General features: G+C 63.2%; 13 protein-coding genes. 9 read left to right on the forward strand and 4 right to left on the reverse strand.

Annotation, left to right across the window (positions count from 1 at the left end; translation table 11 throughout):
• Nucleotides 1-56: 56 nt before the first annotated feature.
• From J2S96_RS18185 to J2S96_RS18210, 6 genes are all read left to right on the forward strand, one after another.
• A complete protein-coding gene (locus J2S96_RS18185) occupies nucleotides 57-944 on the forward strand; it encodes a F0F1 ATP synthase subunit gamma (protein WP_306866622.1) in 888 nt (295 codons plus the stop codon).
• Between the two features lie 87 nt (nucleotides 945-1,031).
• Nucleotides 1,032-2,483 (forward strand): F0F1 ATP synthase subunit beta, encoded by a 1,452-nt coding sequence (gene atpD / locus J2S96_RS18190; protein WP_306866624.1) that lies wholly within the window; start codon nucleotides 1,032-1,034, stop codon nucleotides 2,481-2,483.
• 1 nt (nucleotide 2,484) lies between these two features.
• A complete protein-coding gene (locus tag J2S96_RS18195) occupies nucleotides 2,485-2,769 on the forward strand; it encodes a F0F1 ATP synthase subunit epsilon (RefSeq protein ID WP_306866627.1) in 285 nt (94 codons plus the stop codon).
• Between the two features lie 10 nt (nucleotides 2,770-2,779).
• Nucleotides 2,780-3,211, forward strand: a complete 432-nt coding sequence (locus tag J2S96_RS18200; protein ID WP_306866630.1) for a DUF2550 domain-containing protein — start codon at nucleotides 2,780-2,782, stop codon at nucleotides 3,209-3,211.
• A 23-nt stretch (nucleotides 3,212-3,234) separates the two neighbouring features.
• The gene (locus J2S96_RS18205; protein ID WP_306866633.1) at nucleotides 3,235-4,488 is read left to right on the forward strand and encodes an alpha/beta hydrolase; all 1,254 of its coding nucleotides are present in this window, start codon (nucleotides 3,235-3,237) and stop codon (nucleotides 4,486-4,488) included.
• Nucleotides 4,485-7,049, forward strand: a complete 2,565-nt coding sequence (locus J2S96_RS18210) for a bifunctional lysylphosphatidylglycerol flippase/synthetase MprF (protein WP_306866636.1) — start codon at nucleotides 4,485-4,487, stop codon at nucleotides 7,047-7,049. Before J2S96_RS18205 ends, J2S96_RS18210 begins: the two co-directional genes overlap by 4 nt.
• A 149-nt stretch (nucleotides 7,050-7,198) precedes the next feature.
• Here the strand turns inward: J2S96_RS18210 and J2S96_RS18215 are convergent, their stop codons facing one another.
• From J2S96_RS18215 to nucS, 3 genes are all read right to left on the reverse strand, one after another.
• Nucleotides 7,199-7,402 (reverse strand): cold-shock protein, encoded by a 204-nt coding sequence (locus J2S96_RS18215; protein ID WP_028264741.1) that lies wholly within the window; start codon nucleotides 7,400-7,402, stop codon nucleotides 7,199-7,201.
• Nucleotides 7,403-7,706: 304 nt separating this feature from the next.
• Complete coding sequence (gene nagA / locus J2S96_RS18220; protein ID WP_306866639.1) at nucleotides 7,707-8,954, reverse strand: N-acetylglucosamine-6-phosphate deacetylase; 1,248 nt, start codon at nucleotides 8,952-8,954, stop codon at nucleotides 7,707-7,709.
• Between the two features lie 83 nt (nucleotides 8,955-9,037).
• The gene (gene nucS / locus J2S96_RS18225; RefSeq protein ID WP_306866642.1) at nucleotides 9,038-9,733 is read right to left on the reverse strand and encodes an endonuclease NucS; all 696 of its coding nucleotides are present in this window, start codon (nucleotides 9,731-9,733) and stop codon (nucleotides 9,038-9,040) included.
• Nucleotides 9,734-9,802: 69 nt separating this feature from the next.
• Between nucS and J2S96_RS18230 the strand changes: the two genes are divergently transcribed.
• Nucleotides 9,803-10,135: an ATP/GTP-binding protein gene (locus J2S96_RS18230; RefSeq protein WP_306866645.1), complete on the forward strand. Its 333-nt coding sequence runs from the start codon at nucleotides 9,803-9,805 to the stop codon at nucleotides 10,133-10,135.
• 119 nt (nucleotides 10,136-10,254) lie between these two features.
• Complete coding sequence (locus tag J2S96_RS18235; RefSeq protein ID WP_306866647.1) at nucleotides 10,255-11,049, forward strand: alpha/beta hydrolase; 795 nt, start codon at nucleotides 10,255-10,257, stop codon at nucleotides 11,047-11,049.
• Here the strand turns inward: J2S96_RS18235 and J2S96_RS18240 are convergent.
• Nucleotides 11,046-12,236, reverse strand: coding sequence for an AI-2E family transporter (locus J2S96_RS18240; protein ID WP_306866725.1), 1,191 nt, complete (start codon nucleotides 12,234-12,236; stop codon nucleotides 11,046-11,048). The genes J2S96_RS18235 and J2S96_RS18240 overlap by 4 nt on opposite strands.
• A gap of 299 nt (nucleotides 12,237-12,535) precedes the next feature.
• Between J2S96_RS18240 and J2S96_RS18245 the strand changes: the two genes are divergently transcribed.
• On the forward strand, nucleotides 12,536-14,428 hold the full coding sequence (locus tag J2S96_RS18245) for a hypothetical protein (RefSeq protein WP_306866650.1): 1,893 nt from the start codon (nucleotides 12,536-12,538) through the stop codon (nucleotides 14,426-14,428).
• Nucleotides 14,429-14,440 lie beyond the last annotated feature (12 nt).

Below are 14,440 nucleotides of genomic sequence, written 5' to 3' on the forward strand. Positions count from 1 at the left end.
GGGCCTTCGCCAAAGCCTTAGCCGCTGATCCATCGGGATCTTAGGAAAGGAAATGTATGGGAGCCCAGATCCGGGTCTACCGCCAGAAGATCAGCTCGACGACGTCGATGCGCAAGATCTTCAAGGCGATGGAACTGATCGCTACCTCGCGCATCGGTAAGGCCCGTGCCCGCGTTGCAGCTTCGACGCCCTACGCAAACGCGATTACCCGTGCTGTTTCTGCTGTCGCAAGCCAGAGCGAAATCGATCACCCGCTAGTCACCGAGCCGGAGCAGATCCGCCGCGCCGCCGTCCTGGTCATCACCTCGGACCGTGGCCTGGCTGGTTCCTACTCCGCAAGCGTGCTCAAGAAGGCTGAAGGTCTCAACGAGCTGCTCCGGGCAGAGGGCAAGGAAGTCAAGACCTACCTGGTCGGCCGCAAGGCGCAGGCATACTTCGACTTCCGCAGCCGTCCGTACTCCCGCGTGTGGACCGGCGGAACCGATGCACCGGAATTCGAGACCGCCAAGGAAATCGGTGCCGCACTTCTCGAAGAGTTCGCCAACGACTTCGCTGAGGGTGGCGTGGATGAGATCCACGTCGTTTACACCCGCTTCAAGTCGATGGTGACGCAGGAGCCTACGATTGTCCGTCTGCTGCCGCTTGAAGTGGAAGAGCAGGCCGTCAGTGAGTCGGAACTTTTGCCGCTGTACGAGTTCGAACCGGAGTCGGAGCGGGTGCTTGATGCACTGCTTCCGCGCTACATCGAATCCCGGATCTTCGCAGCAATGCTTCAGGCAGCAGCTTCCGAGCTCGCCGCCCGCCAGCGCGCCATGAAGTCGGCGGGCGACAACGCGACCGAGTTGATCAAGAAGTACACGCGTCTGCGCAACACGGCCCGCCAGGCTGAGATCACGCAGGAGCTTTCCGAGATCGTGGCCGGCGCCGACGCGCTTAGCGCGTAGTTGCCGGTGCCTGGTCCGGCGCAAGCTGCAACCTGCACCAAATAGATAAACTTAACCCCACGCCATCTACTGAGTGAAGTGAGAGAGATGACTGCCACCGCTACCGAGCACGTAGCAACGGCCGGTGCCACCGGCCGCATTGCCCGTGTCATTGGCCCGGTTGTCGACGTCGAATTCCCGGCCGACGCAATCCCCGCGATCTACAACGCACTCACCACTGAGGTAACCCTCAACGGTGAGACCAAGACCATCACGTTCGAGACGTCGCAGCACCTTGGCGACAACCTCGTCCGCGCCATTTCCCTGCAGGCTACCGACGGCTTGGTCCGCGGTACGTCCGTCAAGGACTCCGGTTCCCCGATCTCCGTGCCCGTGGGCGACGGCGTCAAGGGCCACATCTTCAACGTCCTCGGCAAGCCGCTGGACGTTGCGGAGTCCGAGATCAACGCGGACGCCTACTGGCCGATCCACCGCAAGGCTCCGTCCTTCGCGTCCCTCGAGGGCTCCACGGAGATGCTCGAGACCGGTATCAAGGTCATCGACCTCCTCACCCCGTACATCAAGGGTGGAAAGATCGGCCTCTTCGGCGGCGCCGGCGTCGGCAAGACCGTTCTGATCCAGGAAATGATCACCCGTGTCGCCCGCAACTTCGGTGGTACCTCGGTGTTCGCCGGTGTTGGCGAGCGTACCCGTGAAGGCAACGACCTCTGGGTTGAAATGGAAGAGGCCGGCGTCCTCAAGGACACCGCCCTTGTATTCGGCCAGATGGACGAGCCCCCGGGAACGCGTTTGAGGGTCGCCCTGTCCGCGCTCACAATGGCGGAGTACTTCCGCGATGTGCAGAACCAGGACGTGCTGCTCTTCATCGACAACATCTTCCGGTTCACCCAGGCCGGTTCCGAGGTCTCCACCCTGCTCGGCCGCATGCCGTCCGCTGTTGGTTACCAGCCGAACCTCGCCGACGAGATGGGCCTCCTCCAGGAGCGCATCACCTCGACCAAGGGCCACTCGATCACGTCGATGCAGGCCATCTACGTGCCCGCTGATGACTACACCGACCCGGCTCCGGCAACGACCTTCGCACACCTCGACGCGACCACGGAACTTTCCCGTGAAATCGCCTCCCGTGGTCTGTACCCGGCCGTTGACCCGCTGACGTCGACGTCCCGCATCCTGGACCCGCAGTACATCGGCAAGGACCACTACAACACGGCTGTCCGTGTGAAGCAGATCCTGCAGAAGAACAAGGAACTCCAGGACATCATCGCCATCCTCGGTGTTGACGAACTGTCCGAAGAAGACAAGATCGTCGTGTCGCGTGCACGCCGCATCCAGCAGTTCCTTTCCCAGAACACGTACACCGCCAAGCAGTTCACCGGCGTCGAGGGCTCCACCGTGTCCATCAAGGACACAGTCGAAGGCTTCACGGCGATCTGCGACGGCGAGCTGGACCACATCGCAGAGCAGGCGTTCTTCAACGTCGGCGGCCTGGATGACGTCGAGCGCCAGTGGGCCAAGATCCAGGAACAGACCAAGTAGTATGGCTGAGCTCGAGGTTGAGATTGTCGCAGCGGACCACTTCGTGTGGTCTGGTGCGGCCAAGATGGTCAAGGCCCGCACCAGTGATGGTGAAATCGGGATCCTGCCCGGCCACTCGCCGCTCCTCGCCATTCTGGCCGCGGGCGAGCTGGCCATCGAGCCGGTTACCGGAGACCGCCTGGCAGTGGTTGTTGACGGCGGGTTCTTCTCCGTCGACAACGACCGCGTGGTGATCGTCGCTGACAACGCCCAACTGGGCGATTCAGCTACTGCGGGGATCCGATAGCAAGACCTTGATGGACGATTCTGCTCTTCCGTTCATCGCCTTGGCAACGGCGTTTGCGTTGCTGATTTTCACACTGTGCCTGGTCGGGGTGCGCCGCTTCAATTTGCGGCGCGCCCTGGGCACGGTCGACGCCTCCATCTGCACGGCTGGAAACAGTTGGCGGATGGGGGTTTGTCGTTATCAGGACTCGGAACTCGAGTGGTTCCGCCTGCTCTCCCTCAGCTTCCGTCCGAAACACAGCTTCCGCCGCAGCTCATTGGAGCTGCTCGGACGCCGGAAACCGACGGAGGAAGAGCTGACGAAGCTTCAGCCCGACGTCGTGGTCGTCGAACTCCAGCATGAGGGTGAGTCGTTCATGTTGGCAATGAAGTTTGATGCCTATACAGGGCTGTCGTCCTGGCTGGAGGCTGGCCCCGTGGTGGGCGTCGGCACCTGGCGCTGAGGACAGTGGACTTCCTTTACGGCGTGAGACTCGTCGACGGTCCGTTTTATTGGGCGGTCGTTGGAGCTGGAATTGCCGGGAGTGGATTCCTCCTCCTGCCGCGGGACCGTCGCTGGTTGCTTTCGATAGCTGTGTCGCTTGTCCTGGCGACGGGAGCTGTCGCAGTCATCCACTGGTTGCTCGTCAACGTTCTTACCGTATTCCCGGAAGACCTCCCCAGCGATGTCCTCGCATGGTCGGCTGTTGCCTTCGCCGCGTTGGTCCTTTTCCTTTTTCGACTCGCTGGCTCCTCGTGGCGAGGCAGGAGCGCCGCAGGCTTCTCGTTCCTCTCCGTGCTGCTCCTCTCAGCCCTCCAAATCAACGGCTATTTCGGGCTCAACCACACGGCAGCTGATCTCTTCGGCCACAATGTGGGACGGATCCCCGCGCTCGAGGACGGCTTCAAGAGGGGCATTTCCGGGGCCATTCCGGTGTCCGCGACGGACGGAGGGGTAGTCCGCAGGGCTTCCATTCCCGGAATCGAATCGGGTTTCGAGGGCCAAGACGCTTTCATTTACCTGCCGCCGGCCTACTTGGGCACCGAGCGCAGCCAGCTGCCCGTATTGGTTCTTTTTGCTGGCCAGCCTGGACGGCCCGCCGATTGGCTCACCGGCGGCCTGCTTGAGCAGACGATGAATACCTTCGCCGCAAGCCACGGAGGCGTGGCGCCGGTTGTCGTGGTGGTCGATCCAAACGGCTCCGATACCGCGAACACCATGTGCATGGACAGCCGGATCGCACGTGCCGACACTTACCTCGCGATCGATGTTCCGCGTTGGATCAACTCGACGCTCGAGGTTTCCGCGGACCCAAGGAAGTGGACGGTCGGCGGGTTCTCCTTTGGCGCAACCTGTGCCGTCCAGATGACTACCCTGCATCCCGAAATCTACCCTTCCTTCATCGCGTTCTCGGGAGAGCGGGAGCCTTCGCTCGGTCCTGATCGACGGCGCACCATCCAGACCGCATTTGGCGGGGACTCAGCGGCCTTCGAAGCCCTGACGCCTCTGACCCTGATGAAACAGCGGAGCTACGACGGCCATGCAGGCTACTTCGCCGTTGGGGCTGCGGACCACGAGTTCGCCGGGTTCGCCAACGAGATGGCAGCAGCTGCCCGCACTTCCGGGTTCGAGATCAGGCACGCTTCCGTTGCTGGAGCCGGCCACTCGTGGGCCGTGGCCGTGCAGGAGCTTCCCTCGGCGATGGAATTCCTGGCCCCGAGATGGGGGCTCGTCCAATGAGTACCCAGGAAGCCCAACTGTCCAAGGACCAGACGGCTGGCCCCGAAGAGGCCAAACCCGCCCGGCTGATGGTGGCGGCGCTTGCCCGGACCATCCTCGGCAACGTGGCCGCCCATATTGGCGCCATCCCCTTCACGGTGGTTGTGCTCGCGCTCTACCTGCTCACTCCGGCAATGTTCGACTCCGACCTCGGGTATGGCCCCGACGCGCTGCGGCACCTTTCGAGCGTGAGCGGCGGAGGACTGAAAGCGGGGGACTGGTGGTCCATCTGGACTTCGATGTTTTTTTCGACCAGCCCCTTCGAATACGTCATGGTCTCGTTGCTGCTCGTCGTCCTCTTGGGTTCTTCGGAGCGCAAGCTGGGGTGGTTCCGCACCGCGGCGGCCTTCTTCGGCGGGCAGTTTGCGACCGTCACCGCCTTCTTGTTGGTGGTCCAGTTGGCAGCCTACGCCGACGACGGCTGGCTGGGGCGGATGATGGACGCCAGGACGTCCGGCCCCTTGCCGGCAACCCTCTTCGTCGCCATGGCGGCCAGCGGCCTTCTCCCGACCCTTTGGCGTCGCCGGTTGAGGGCGACAGTGGTCTCCCTTGCGCTTCTCCTGGTCCTGTACGTCGGCGATCCCTCGGCTGTCATGGCCCTGGCCGGTGCTTTGCTCGGACTGGGGACCGGCCTGTGGCTCCAGCTCGACCATGGCATTCAACCGAGCCACCGAGCCACCAGACGTGAGACACGGAACCTGTTGTCGCTCATGGTGGCGATTTTCGGCGTCGGGCCCTTGGTGGCGGGCGCCGTGAGGAGTCCGGCGGGGCCGCTGGCGTTGCTGCGCGAAATGGTCCTGAACCCCGTTCCGACGCTCAATCAGTTGCAGGCGAACTGTGGTGGAACCGTGGATATCAGCTGCCTGGAACTTGGCCGCCAGGGCTACCCAGGGCCCGCCGGAGTGGCCCTCGCAGTGGTACCCGCGTTGCTTCTCTTGATCTGCGCGGTGGGCATGCGCCAAGGAAGGCGCTTGGCGCTGAAAATCGCCATCGGCGTGCAACTTGGCGTGGTGGCACTGTCCTTCGCCTACTTGGTGTTGTTTGCGAGCATTCCGCATTTTCCCGGACGGGGCCGCACCGTCGTCATGGGCTCCGCGGTGTTCCACATCCTGAGCCTCGCCCTGGTTCCCCTTATCCTGGCGGTTCTGCTTTTCCTGTTCCGGGGAAACTTTGTGGTGGGCTCGCGGGCGCCGCTCCGTCGGAAGATGGCGTGGCTTGTTGGCAGCACGTGGCTCATCTTGGCGAGCGGCTACACCGGGGCGTGGCTTGGCTCAGGCGGTTTGGCGCACGACGGCGGCATCCTGGGCCTCGTTGCCGAACTCGCCCGGCAATATCTTCCTTTGCCCATACCCACGGTTTTCGGTCGCGTGTTCGCGGAGCGAAGCGCCGCCGAATCGATATTGTTTGCGTGGTCGGGAATCATCTTCTGGCTCGTAGCCTTGGCGGCGGTGTGGACTCTGCTTCTCAAACGGCAGCACGGACCCGACGGCGATGATCCTGCCCGCCTGGTGGCCAGGGAGCTGGTCAAACGCGGCGGGGAGTCCCTTTCCTGGATGGCGCTTTGGGAGCCGAACAAGTTCTGGTTCACTCCCGGAATGGACGCGGGAATTGCCTACCAGCAGCACGGAAACGTCGCATTAACCCTCGCAGGCCCTTTCGGTGATCCCGCGCAAGCCGCCGCCGCTACCGAGGGTTTCCTGGACTACTGCGCACACCATGCATTGGTGCCGTGCCTCTATTCCTGCACTGAGGGATTGTGGCCGATGCTGCAATCCACGGGATTCCGCCGGATTGCGGTCGCCCAGGAGACCCGGCTCTCCATCCGCGACCTCGAGTTCACGGGCAAAGCGTGGCAGAACGTGCGCACGGCAAAGAACCGTGCCCTGAAGGCCGGCGTTGTGGCCCGGTGGGGGCGCTATTCGGAGTTCTCGCCCCACATACGCTCCCAACTCGGCGAAGTGTCGGAAGAGTGGGCAGCCCGGAAGACGGTACCTGAAATGGGCTTCACCTTGGGTTCCCTCGACGAGCTGATGGACGATGAGGTGCTTTGCTGCATAGCCGTCGACGGGAAAGGGATTGTCTACGGGGTCACCAGTTGGCTACCCGTGTTTCGCGACGGCCAAGTGATCAGCTGGACATTGGACTTCATGCGCCGGCGCAGCGATGCCTTTCCCGGCCTCATGGAATTCATGATTGCCTCGGCAGTCCACAAGTTGCGGCAAGAAGTGGAAGTCATTTCATTGTCCGGCTCGCCGCTGGCCGGGGAGACCGAGGAATTCTCCAGCGGGGAAGCGGGCATGGCGGGCATTCTCGATCTCGTTGGCAGGACTTTGGAACCTCTTTACGGATTCCGCTCCTTGGCCCGCTTCAAATCCAGGTTCCAGCCGGAGTATAGGACTTTGTATATGTACTACCAAGACAGCCTGGAGATTCCTTCGATCGGCGCTGCGCTGAGCCGCGCATATTTGCCGGGACTATCCGTTCGGCAAACTGCCAGGCTTCTGCGCACCCTCGTTGCGTGAGCTAACCGGCTCGGAATATTTGTCGTTATGGCGCACTTTCACGCACCTTAACGACAACAAATGCGAGCCAGCCGGGAAGGGAAAAGGGGTCCCGCATCCAGTGCGGAACCCCTTCGCTGAACCTGCCAGGCAGAATTCAAGCGGTCAGACTAGACGGCCGTTACGCCGGTGGCCTGCGGGCCCTTTGCGCCCTGACCGATCTCGAACTGAACACGCTGGTTCTCGTCGAGGGTGCGGAATCCGCCGGTCTGGATCTCGGAGTAGTGGACAAAGACGTCGCCTTCGGCGTCGTCCGGAGTAATGAAGCCGAAGCCCTTTTCAGCGTTGAACCACTTGACGGTGCCCAGTGCCATTTTTGTTTCTCCTCATTGTGGAACTTTTAAGTCCGGCACACCTCGTGCCGGCCTTGGTTACTCCGCGAGAAGACCTGGTATTCCGTCCAAGCAAGGCCTGGCTGGCTTCGCAGGAGCTTCACGCTCGCAACACGTCTTGCGAGCATGAATCACACCTACACAAAGACTGCTACAACACTTTCATGGCGAATACTGGAGGTCAACGGTCTACTGGGGAATTCCGACAAATTTTAAGTAAAAAGAAGGTAACGGAAGAAAGCGTGTCCGGCACTGGATGCGCCATTGGGAGCGTGCGAATTCCGGCCTAGGCCAGCCAATCCCCGTTGCGCAATACACCCGCGAGTTGTAGCCCCTTGTCCACGACGACGAGGTCGGCCCGCAGGCCCCGGCGAAGGCCGCCGAGTTCATCCGAGAGCCCCAGGACTGCGGCGGGAACCGCCGTCGCCGATGCAACCGCGTCGGCGAGCCCGACGCCGGCCGCAACGGTGCGCCTGACGACGTCGAGCATGGTGGCAGTACCCCCTGCGATCGATCCTGTCGCATCCAAGGTGGCCACGCCGTCCGTGACGGTCACCGGGGACGGACCCAGCATGTAGTTTCCGTCGGAGAGCCCCGCCGCCGCCATTGAATCGGTGACGAGGACGATGTTTGCGGCGCCTACCAGCTGAAAGACGGTTGCGACTGTGCTCGGGTCGAGGTGGGTGCCGTCTGCGATCAGCTCCACCACGGCCTTGCCTTGCTGGGCCGTGCGAAGGGAGGCAGCCACGGGCCCGGGGGAGCGGTGGTGCATGGGAGGCATGCCATTGAACAAATGCGTGACGGTCGGCAATGAGCTGACACCGTCGAAACCAGCGGATTCCAAGCCTTCCCGCGCCGCGATGAGGGAGGCTGCCGCCGTCGCGTCGTCGCAATCCGTGTGTCCGAGAGACGGCGTCACTCCGTGGAACGTCATCAGGTCCACGAGTGCCGCAGCGCCGGGAAGCTCGGGGGCGTAGGTCATGGTGGCAAGCTTGCCGGCAGCGGCTTCAACGAGCTCGGTCATGAGGTCCAGGTCCGGTTCCAGCAGGTAGGCGGGGTTCTGGGCGCCGCAGCGGGCATGGGAGAGGAACGGCCCCTCCAGGTGGATACCCGCTACGAGTCCCTCATCGGCCAGGCGTACGTAAAGTTCGATGCCGCGGAGCAGGTCCTCCTTGGGCGCCGTAACCATGCTGGCGAGGAGCGTGGTGGTTCCCGATCGGTGCAGGAAATCGATGGCTTTGCGTGCCGAGGATTCATCGGCCCCTGGGAAGTCGCCTCCATTACCGCCGTGGCAATGCACGTCCACGAACCCGGGAACGATATACCGCTCCGCGGGGAAATCGGTCCGGGTAGTTTCCTCGAACCCTTCGAAGGCTGCTTCGTGGAATTCGGATGCCGGCCCGGCGAAGGCGATGCGGTCGTCCTCCACCGCCACCAGGCCATCCTCGATCACCACACCGTCGCTGACGATGGTTCCGGTGATCAGGTGGCGCACAGGCGCAGAGGAAGATTCAGGCCCCTCTTGGACAGTCATGCTTCGATTCTAGTTGCCGGGTCCAGCGCCTGACCCGGTTTACCCGCGATCACCGCCGGGACACCTAGAAACGGCCGGGGCACCTAGAACAGGCGCGACTCGCTGTCGTCTACGCCTCGCATCGCGTCATAGTCCAAGGTGATGCAGTCGATTCCTCGGTCATTGGCAAGGACCTTAGCCTGCGGCTTGATCTGTTGGGCGGCGAAAATGCCCCGCACCGGCGCCAGGAGCGGATCGCGGTTGAGCAGTTCAAGGTAGCGCGTGAGCTGCTCGACGCCGTCGATGTCGCCGCGCCGTTTGAGTTCGACGGCGACTGTCCTGCCGTCGCCGTCCCGGGCAAGGATGTCCACCGGACCGATGGCAGTGAAGTACTCGCGCCGGATCAGGGAATAGCCGGCACCAAGGGTTTCGATCTGCTCGGCGAGAAGTCGCTGCAGATCCGCTTCGACACCGTCCTTGATGAGCCCGGGGTCCGTTCCGAGATCGTGGGAAGTGTCATGGAGGTGTTCGTAGATATTGATGATGAGCCGGTCATCGGTCTTGGCCGATTGCACGGTCCACTGCTCCACCACGCCTTCTTCAACCTCGGTCTCCTCAGGCGTGGTCACCCGCAGGGTAGCGGGCGGGCTCATCCAGTTCAGCGGCTTATAGGAGCCGCCGTCGGAGTGGACCAGTACGGAACCGTCGGATTTGACGAGCAAAAGCCTGGTGGCAAGCGGGAGGTGGGCCTTGAGGCGGCCAACGTAATCTACGGAACAACGGGCTATGACGAGTCGCACCCGCTCCACTTTACTTGCTCTGCCACTTCCTCCGCCGCTCGCCAGCAACGACTGGGGCAGAATGGAGGTATGCCCCGCTCCAACCGCCCGCGACGCACTGAATCAGCCAAGTCGAGCTGGAAACGGACTGGCGAGTCGCCGGAACTGGACCTGGAACGTGCCCGTTCTGGCATTGCCCGCAGGGAAAGCGCCCCCGACGGCGACTGGATGGTCCGGACCATGACCGCACGCAATGCCGAGAAGACGTATATATGTCCCGGTTGCTCGACGGCGATCGTGCCCGGAATCGCCCACTTGGTGGTGTGGTCCGAGACCCACCTCTTCGGCGATGCCGCAGGGTTGGCCGAACGCCGGCACTGGCATAACAACTGCTGGACCGGCCGGACCTATAGATACCGCTGAGGACACCCAAATGCCACCGTGACACGCAGACGGGCTGATGACACCCGGATATGAGTGTCACCAGCCCGTTTGCGCCGCACCAGTCCGTTTGCGCCGCACCAGCACTTAGGCTTGGAAGCATGAGTTTCGATCCTGCTTCCCTCGTTTTCAGCCAGCCGGAGTCACCCACGGACATCAGGGCATCGACGGTTTTGCCTGCGCGCCGCGAAAACGTGGAGTTCCGCACCGAAGACGGCAAGTTGCTTGTGGGTGAGCTGGCTCTGCCGGAATCAGGCGAGATCTCGGCGACGCTTATTACGCTGCATCCCTTGCCCACGCACGGCGGATTCATGGATTCGCACGTCTACCGGAAGGCGTCCTATCGGCTTCCGGCACTCGCCGGCGTCGCGGTTCTGCGCTTCAACACGCGGGGCACGCATTCGCCGCGGGGGACCAGCCAAGGTCGGTTCGAGGAGGGAATCGGCGAGCGATACGACGTCGAGGCTGCCGTTCGCTTCGCGGTGGAACGCGGGCTTCCGAACCGCTGGTTGGTGGGCTGGTCCTTCGGCACGGAGCTGGCATTGATGTACGGGGCCGTCGAGCCCGTGGCCTCCCAAGTGGAAGGCGCCGTTCTTCTCTCTCCGCCGCTGCACCGGGCCACGGATGTCCATCTGAAGGAATGGGCTGCCTCGGGTAAACCGCTGTCGGTCCTGGTTCCGGAACACGACGACTATCTCCAGCCGGCCGAGGCCGCCGGACGATTCAGCTTGGTGCCGCAGGCCCGTGTCCTGGGGATCGACGGCGCCAAGCACCTCTGGGTCGGAGAGAAGTATGCGGCGCGGGTCTTGGACGAGATCGTGGACGACGTGACCGAAGCCGGCGCAGGACCGGATGGCCTGCCGCGCCACTGGACAGGTCCAGTGGCCACGGCCTAGTGGCGGTCCTGGCGGGCGATGAAGACTTCCTTGAGCAGCAGCATGATGGCTGCTGCTGTCGGGATGGCGATCAAGGCGCCGAGCACGCCCAGTAGGCTTCCGCCCGCGATCACCGAAATCACGGCCACGGCACCGGGAACGGCGACGGCCTTCTGCATGATGCGCGGGGAGATGAAGTAGGCCTCGAACTGCAGGTAGGCGAAGTAGCAGATCGCGTAGACCACAGCGGTCTGCCATCCCACGGTCAGGGCCACCAGAATGACCACGACGGCGGCAATCAAGCCTCCCACCAAGGGGATGAAGGCAAGCAAGGCAACCACGAAGGCCAGCAGGACGCTGAACTGAATGCCCAGGATGCTCATGACGATGAAGGCGAACAAGGCGTTGAGCAAGGCAACGCAAGCCTGGCCGATGACGTAGTTGCCCACCGAGCGTGTGATTTCTTCGGACAATGCCTCCACGCGCGGCCTGCGTGAGCGCGGTGCGAGACGATATCCCCATCTCTTCATGGCAGGCAGCGCGCCAAGGAAATAGAGGCTGAGGACCAGGACGATCAGCGTGCCGAAGACCCCGTTGGCCACTGTGGATCCGAATCCGACGACGCCGCCGAAGATACCGCCCATGGCATCGGGGTTCTTCACGAACTTGTCGAGCTCTTGGCTGATCTTGTCCCGGACGCCGAATTGGCTGTCAAGGGAACGGAAGAAATCCGAATCCACGAAGCTTCGGATCCAGTCCGGAGCCTGCCTCACGATCTGTGAGACCTGCTCCACGATGGTGGGGATAAGGGTGGCGAAAAACGCCGCCACTCCGGCGACGAGGGCTCCGACGGCGATGACGACGCCGGCAGGGCGCGGAACCTTGCGGTCTTCGAGCCAGCGGACCACGGGGTCAAGTCCCAAGGCAATGAACAGGGCCGTCACGATCCACAACAGCAGCTGGGCGGTGTTGGTGCCGATGTAATACAGCATGAGGGCGACGCCGACGCCGGCCGTGCCCATGAAACCGACATACAGCGGATGTTGCGCAGACATCCTTGGGCCGGGGGAACCGAAGCGCGGACCGTCGAATTCATCTTGGGCGGCTTCGGCTGTTACATCGTGCTCAAGCTCGGGAGGCATCTCGAAACGGACTCTGGGCTGGGCGCCCGGAATGGGTTGGCGGAGGCGGCGGACGAAGGACGCCATCAGGCCCTCGCCGTGATCCCGGCCATCCTGGGCGGACCCATTAGCCAAACCATCCGGACCGGTCCCGGACCCTTGTCCGGCGGGGGTGGGGTCCTTACGCTCTTTCACGTGTTTCAGCTGCCTTTTCGTTCCGCGGTCAGGCTCGAGGAGTGCCCGATGTCATGTTGTTCGCCACACTATCAGCAGGGCGGAATTGCCGAATTCTAGAGGGTTAGCGGTGCGGCGGGAAGCCCTTGGGGAGCGCCCCGAACTGACTCATTGGTAACAAAACCGTTACCCTTGAAGTTCAACGACCGCTGATGATTGGTATTCCTGTGCGATTGAAGACTGCAGTTTCGCTGGTGCTGCTTGGCCTGCTGACACTGTTGGCCGGCATTGGCCAGCTGACCTTTTGGGCCCCGGCCGAGACCATAACCGCGTCCGCCCCCGGCGACTCCAAAGCCGCTCCGCTGACCGTGATCACCCAAGACGTGTTGACCCACAAGGGTGGCCCCAGACAAATCAGCATCAAGGGCGATGGCAAGTTCGTCTTGGCTCTCGGACGTCCGGACGACGTTGATGCGTGGGTTGGCAAGACCGCGCACAACAGCATCACCGGCGTCTCCGAGGACGGTAAGTCGCTCCAGGTAGCGGCCGCCGACGGCGAAACAACCGCTCCGTCGCCGGCCGGATCGGACATGTGGGTGCAAACGGAGAACGCCAGCGGACAGCTGGACTACACCTTTACCCCGCCCGCGAGCGGCAACTGGTCCCTTCTTCTGGCAAGCGACGGAACCAAGCCCGCGCCGTCGTCGGTCTCCATCACGTTCGCCAACGATGCCACCATGCCGTGGGCCGTCCCGCTCATTGTCATTGGTGCGATCCTCATTCTCGCGGGCGCGGCGTTGCCGTTCGTCGGCAAGTTCACCAAGGGCCGGGGCCTTCGTCCCCGCGGTCCGCGCGGCGGCGGGAACGGCGGCGGGAACGGCGGCGGGAGCAAGGAAACCGACACGGAAACGGGCCAGGAACCCGTCGGTGGCCAAGTCGCCGAGAAAAGCGATGAGGACATCATCACCGGGGCGGCCCCTGTCGAAGACGCCAAAAAGGGTGGGCGCGCTCCTGCCGAGGACCCCAATAAGGGCCGGGGTCCCGCACTTCGTATTTCGCTTGTAGCTGCCGCGGTCGTCACGGCCCTCGCAGGCGGCAACGCCGCAGGCGCCCAAGCAGCCGAAACCCCTTCTCCCTCCGGATCCGCGACGCCGAGCCCGGCAGGATCCTCGACGCCGAGCCCGGCAGGATCCTCGACGCCGAGCCCGGCCGGGGCGCAGGCTGCACCCGTCCTGGTGGACGTGCAGCTCAAGCGCATCCTGGACCAGGTCGCCGGCGCAGTGGCCGCCGGGGATGCTGCGCGTGACGCCTCCAAACTCGCACCCCGGGTTGACGGCACTGAGCTTCAGGTGCGCACACAGAACTACAAGATCCGGTCCCAGGTTGCCACGCACGAGGCGCGGATGCCTGTCCGGTCAAGCAAATTGCTGGGCAGCGTCATCTCCACCCAGCGGACCTGGCCACGCACAGTCATTGCCCTGACCCAGGGCGATGGCAACGTGGTTCCCCAGGTCCTGACCCTCGTGCAGGCCTCGCCGCGGGAGAACTACAAGCTGAAGAGCACCGCCCCGCTCCAACCGGGAACGTCCTTCCCGGCGATCCCCTTGGGCGGAACCGCGCAGCTGGCGGCCGGAGACAAGTCCGGGCTGCAGTACAGCGGTACCGAAGCGATGGCGGCCCTGGGCGATCGTCTGACCAAGGCGGATTCGGCCTTCAAGGACAAGCTCGTGGAAGGCACCAACTCGCCATACATTGCCGATGTCCTGGACTACCAGGCGAGCACCGTCAAGTCCGGCACCAATGGCAATTTCACCTTCACGCACACGCCCTCTCCCGCGGACACGGCAGTGTTCCGGACTTCCGACGGCGGCGCCGTGGTGGTGGGAAAGCTGGACTTCGCCTTCACCAGCAAGCCCAAGGCTGATGGCGACACGTTGAACGTGGACAAAGCCGCGGCAGTGCTTGCGGGCGGGGATTCCACGAAAGTCGGCCTTGTGCAGACGTTCGCGGAGTCGGTGGCCATTTACGTTCCACCGGCAGGCTCCACTGCTCCCATGAAGCTCGTTGCCGCGGTCCGCGGACTGGTGGGAGCCAGCTTCCAGTAGGCAAATGTGGTT

The organism is Arthrobacter bambusae, assembly GCF_030812595.1.
GTDB lineage: Bacteria > Actinomycetota > Actinomycetes > Actinomycetales > Micrococcaceae > Arthrobacter > Arthrobacter bambusae_B.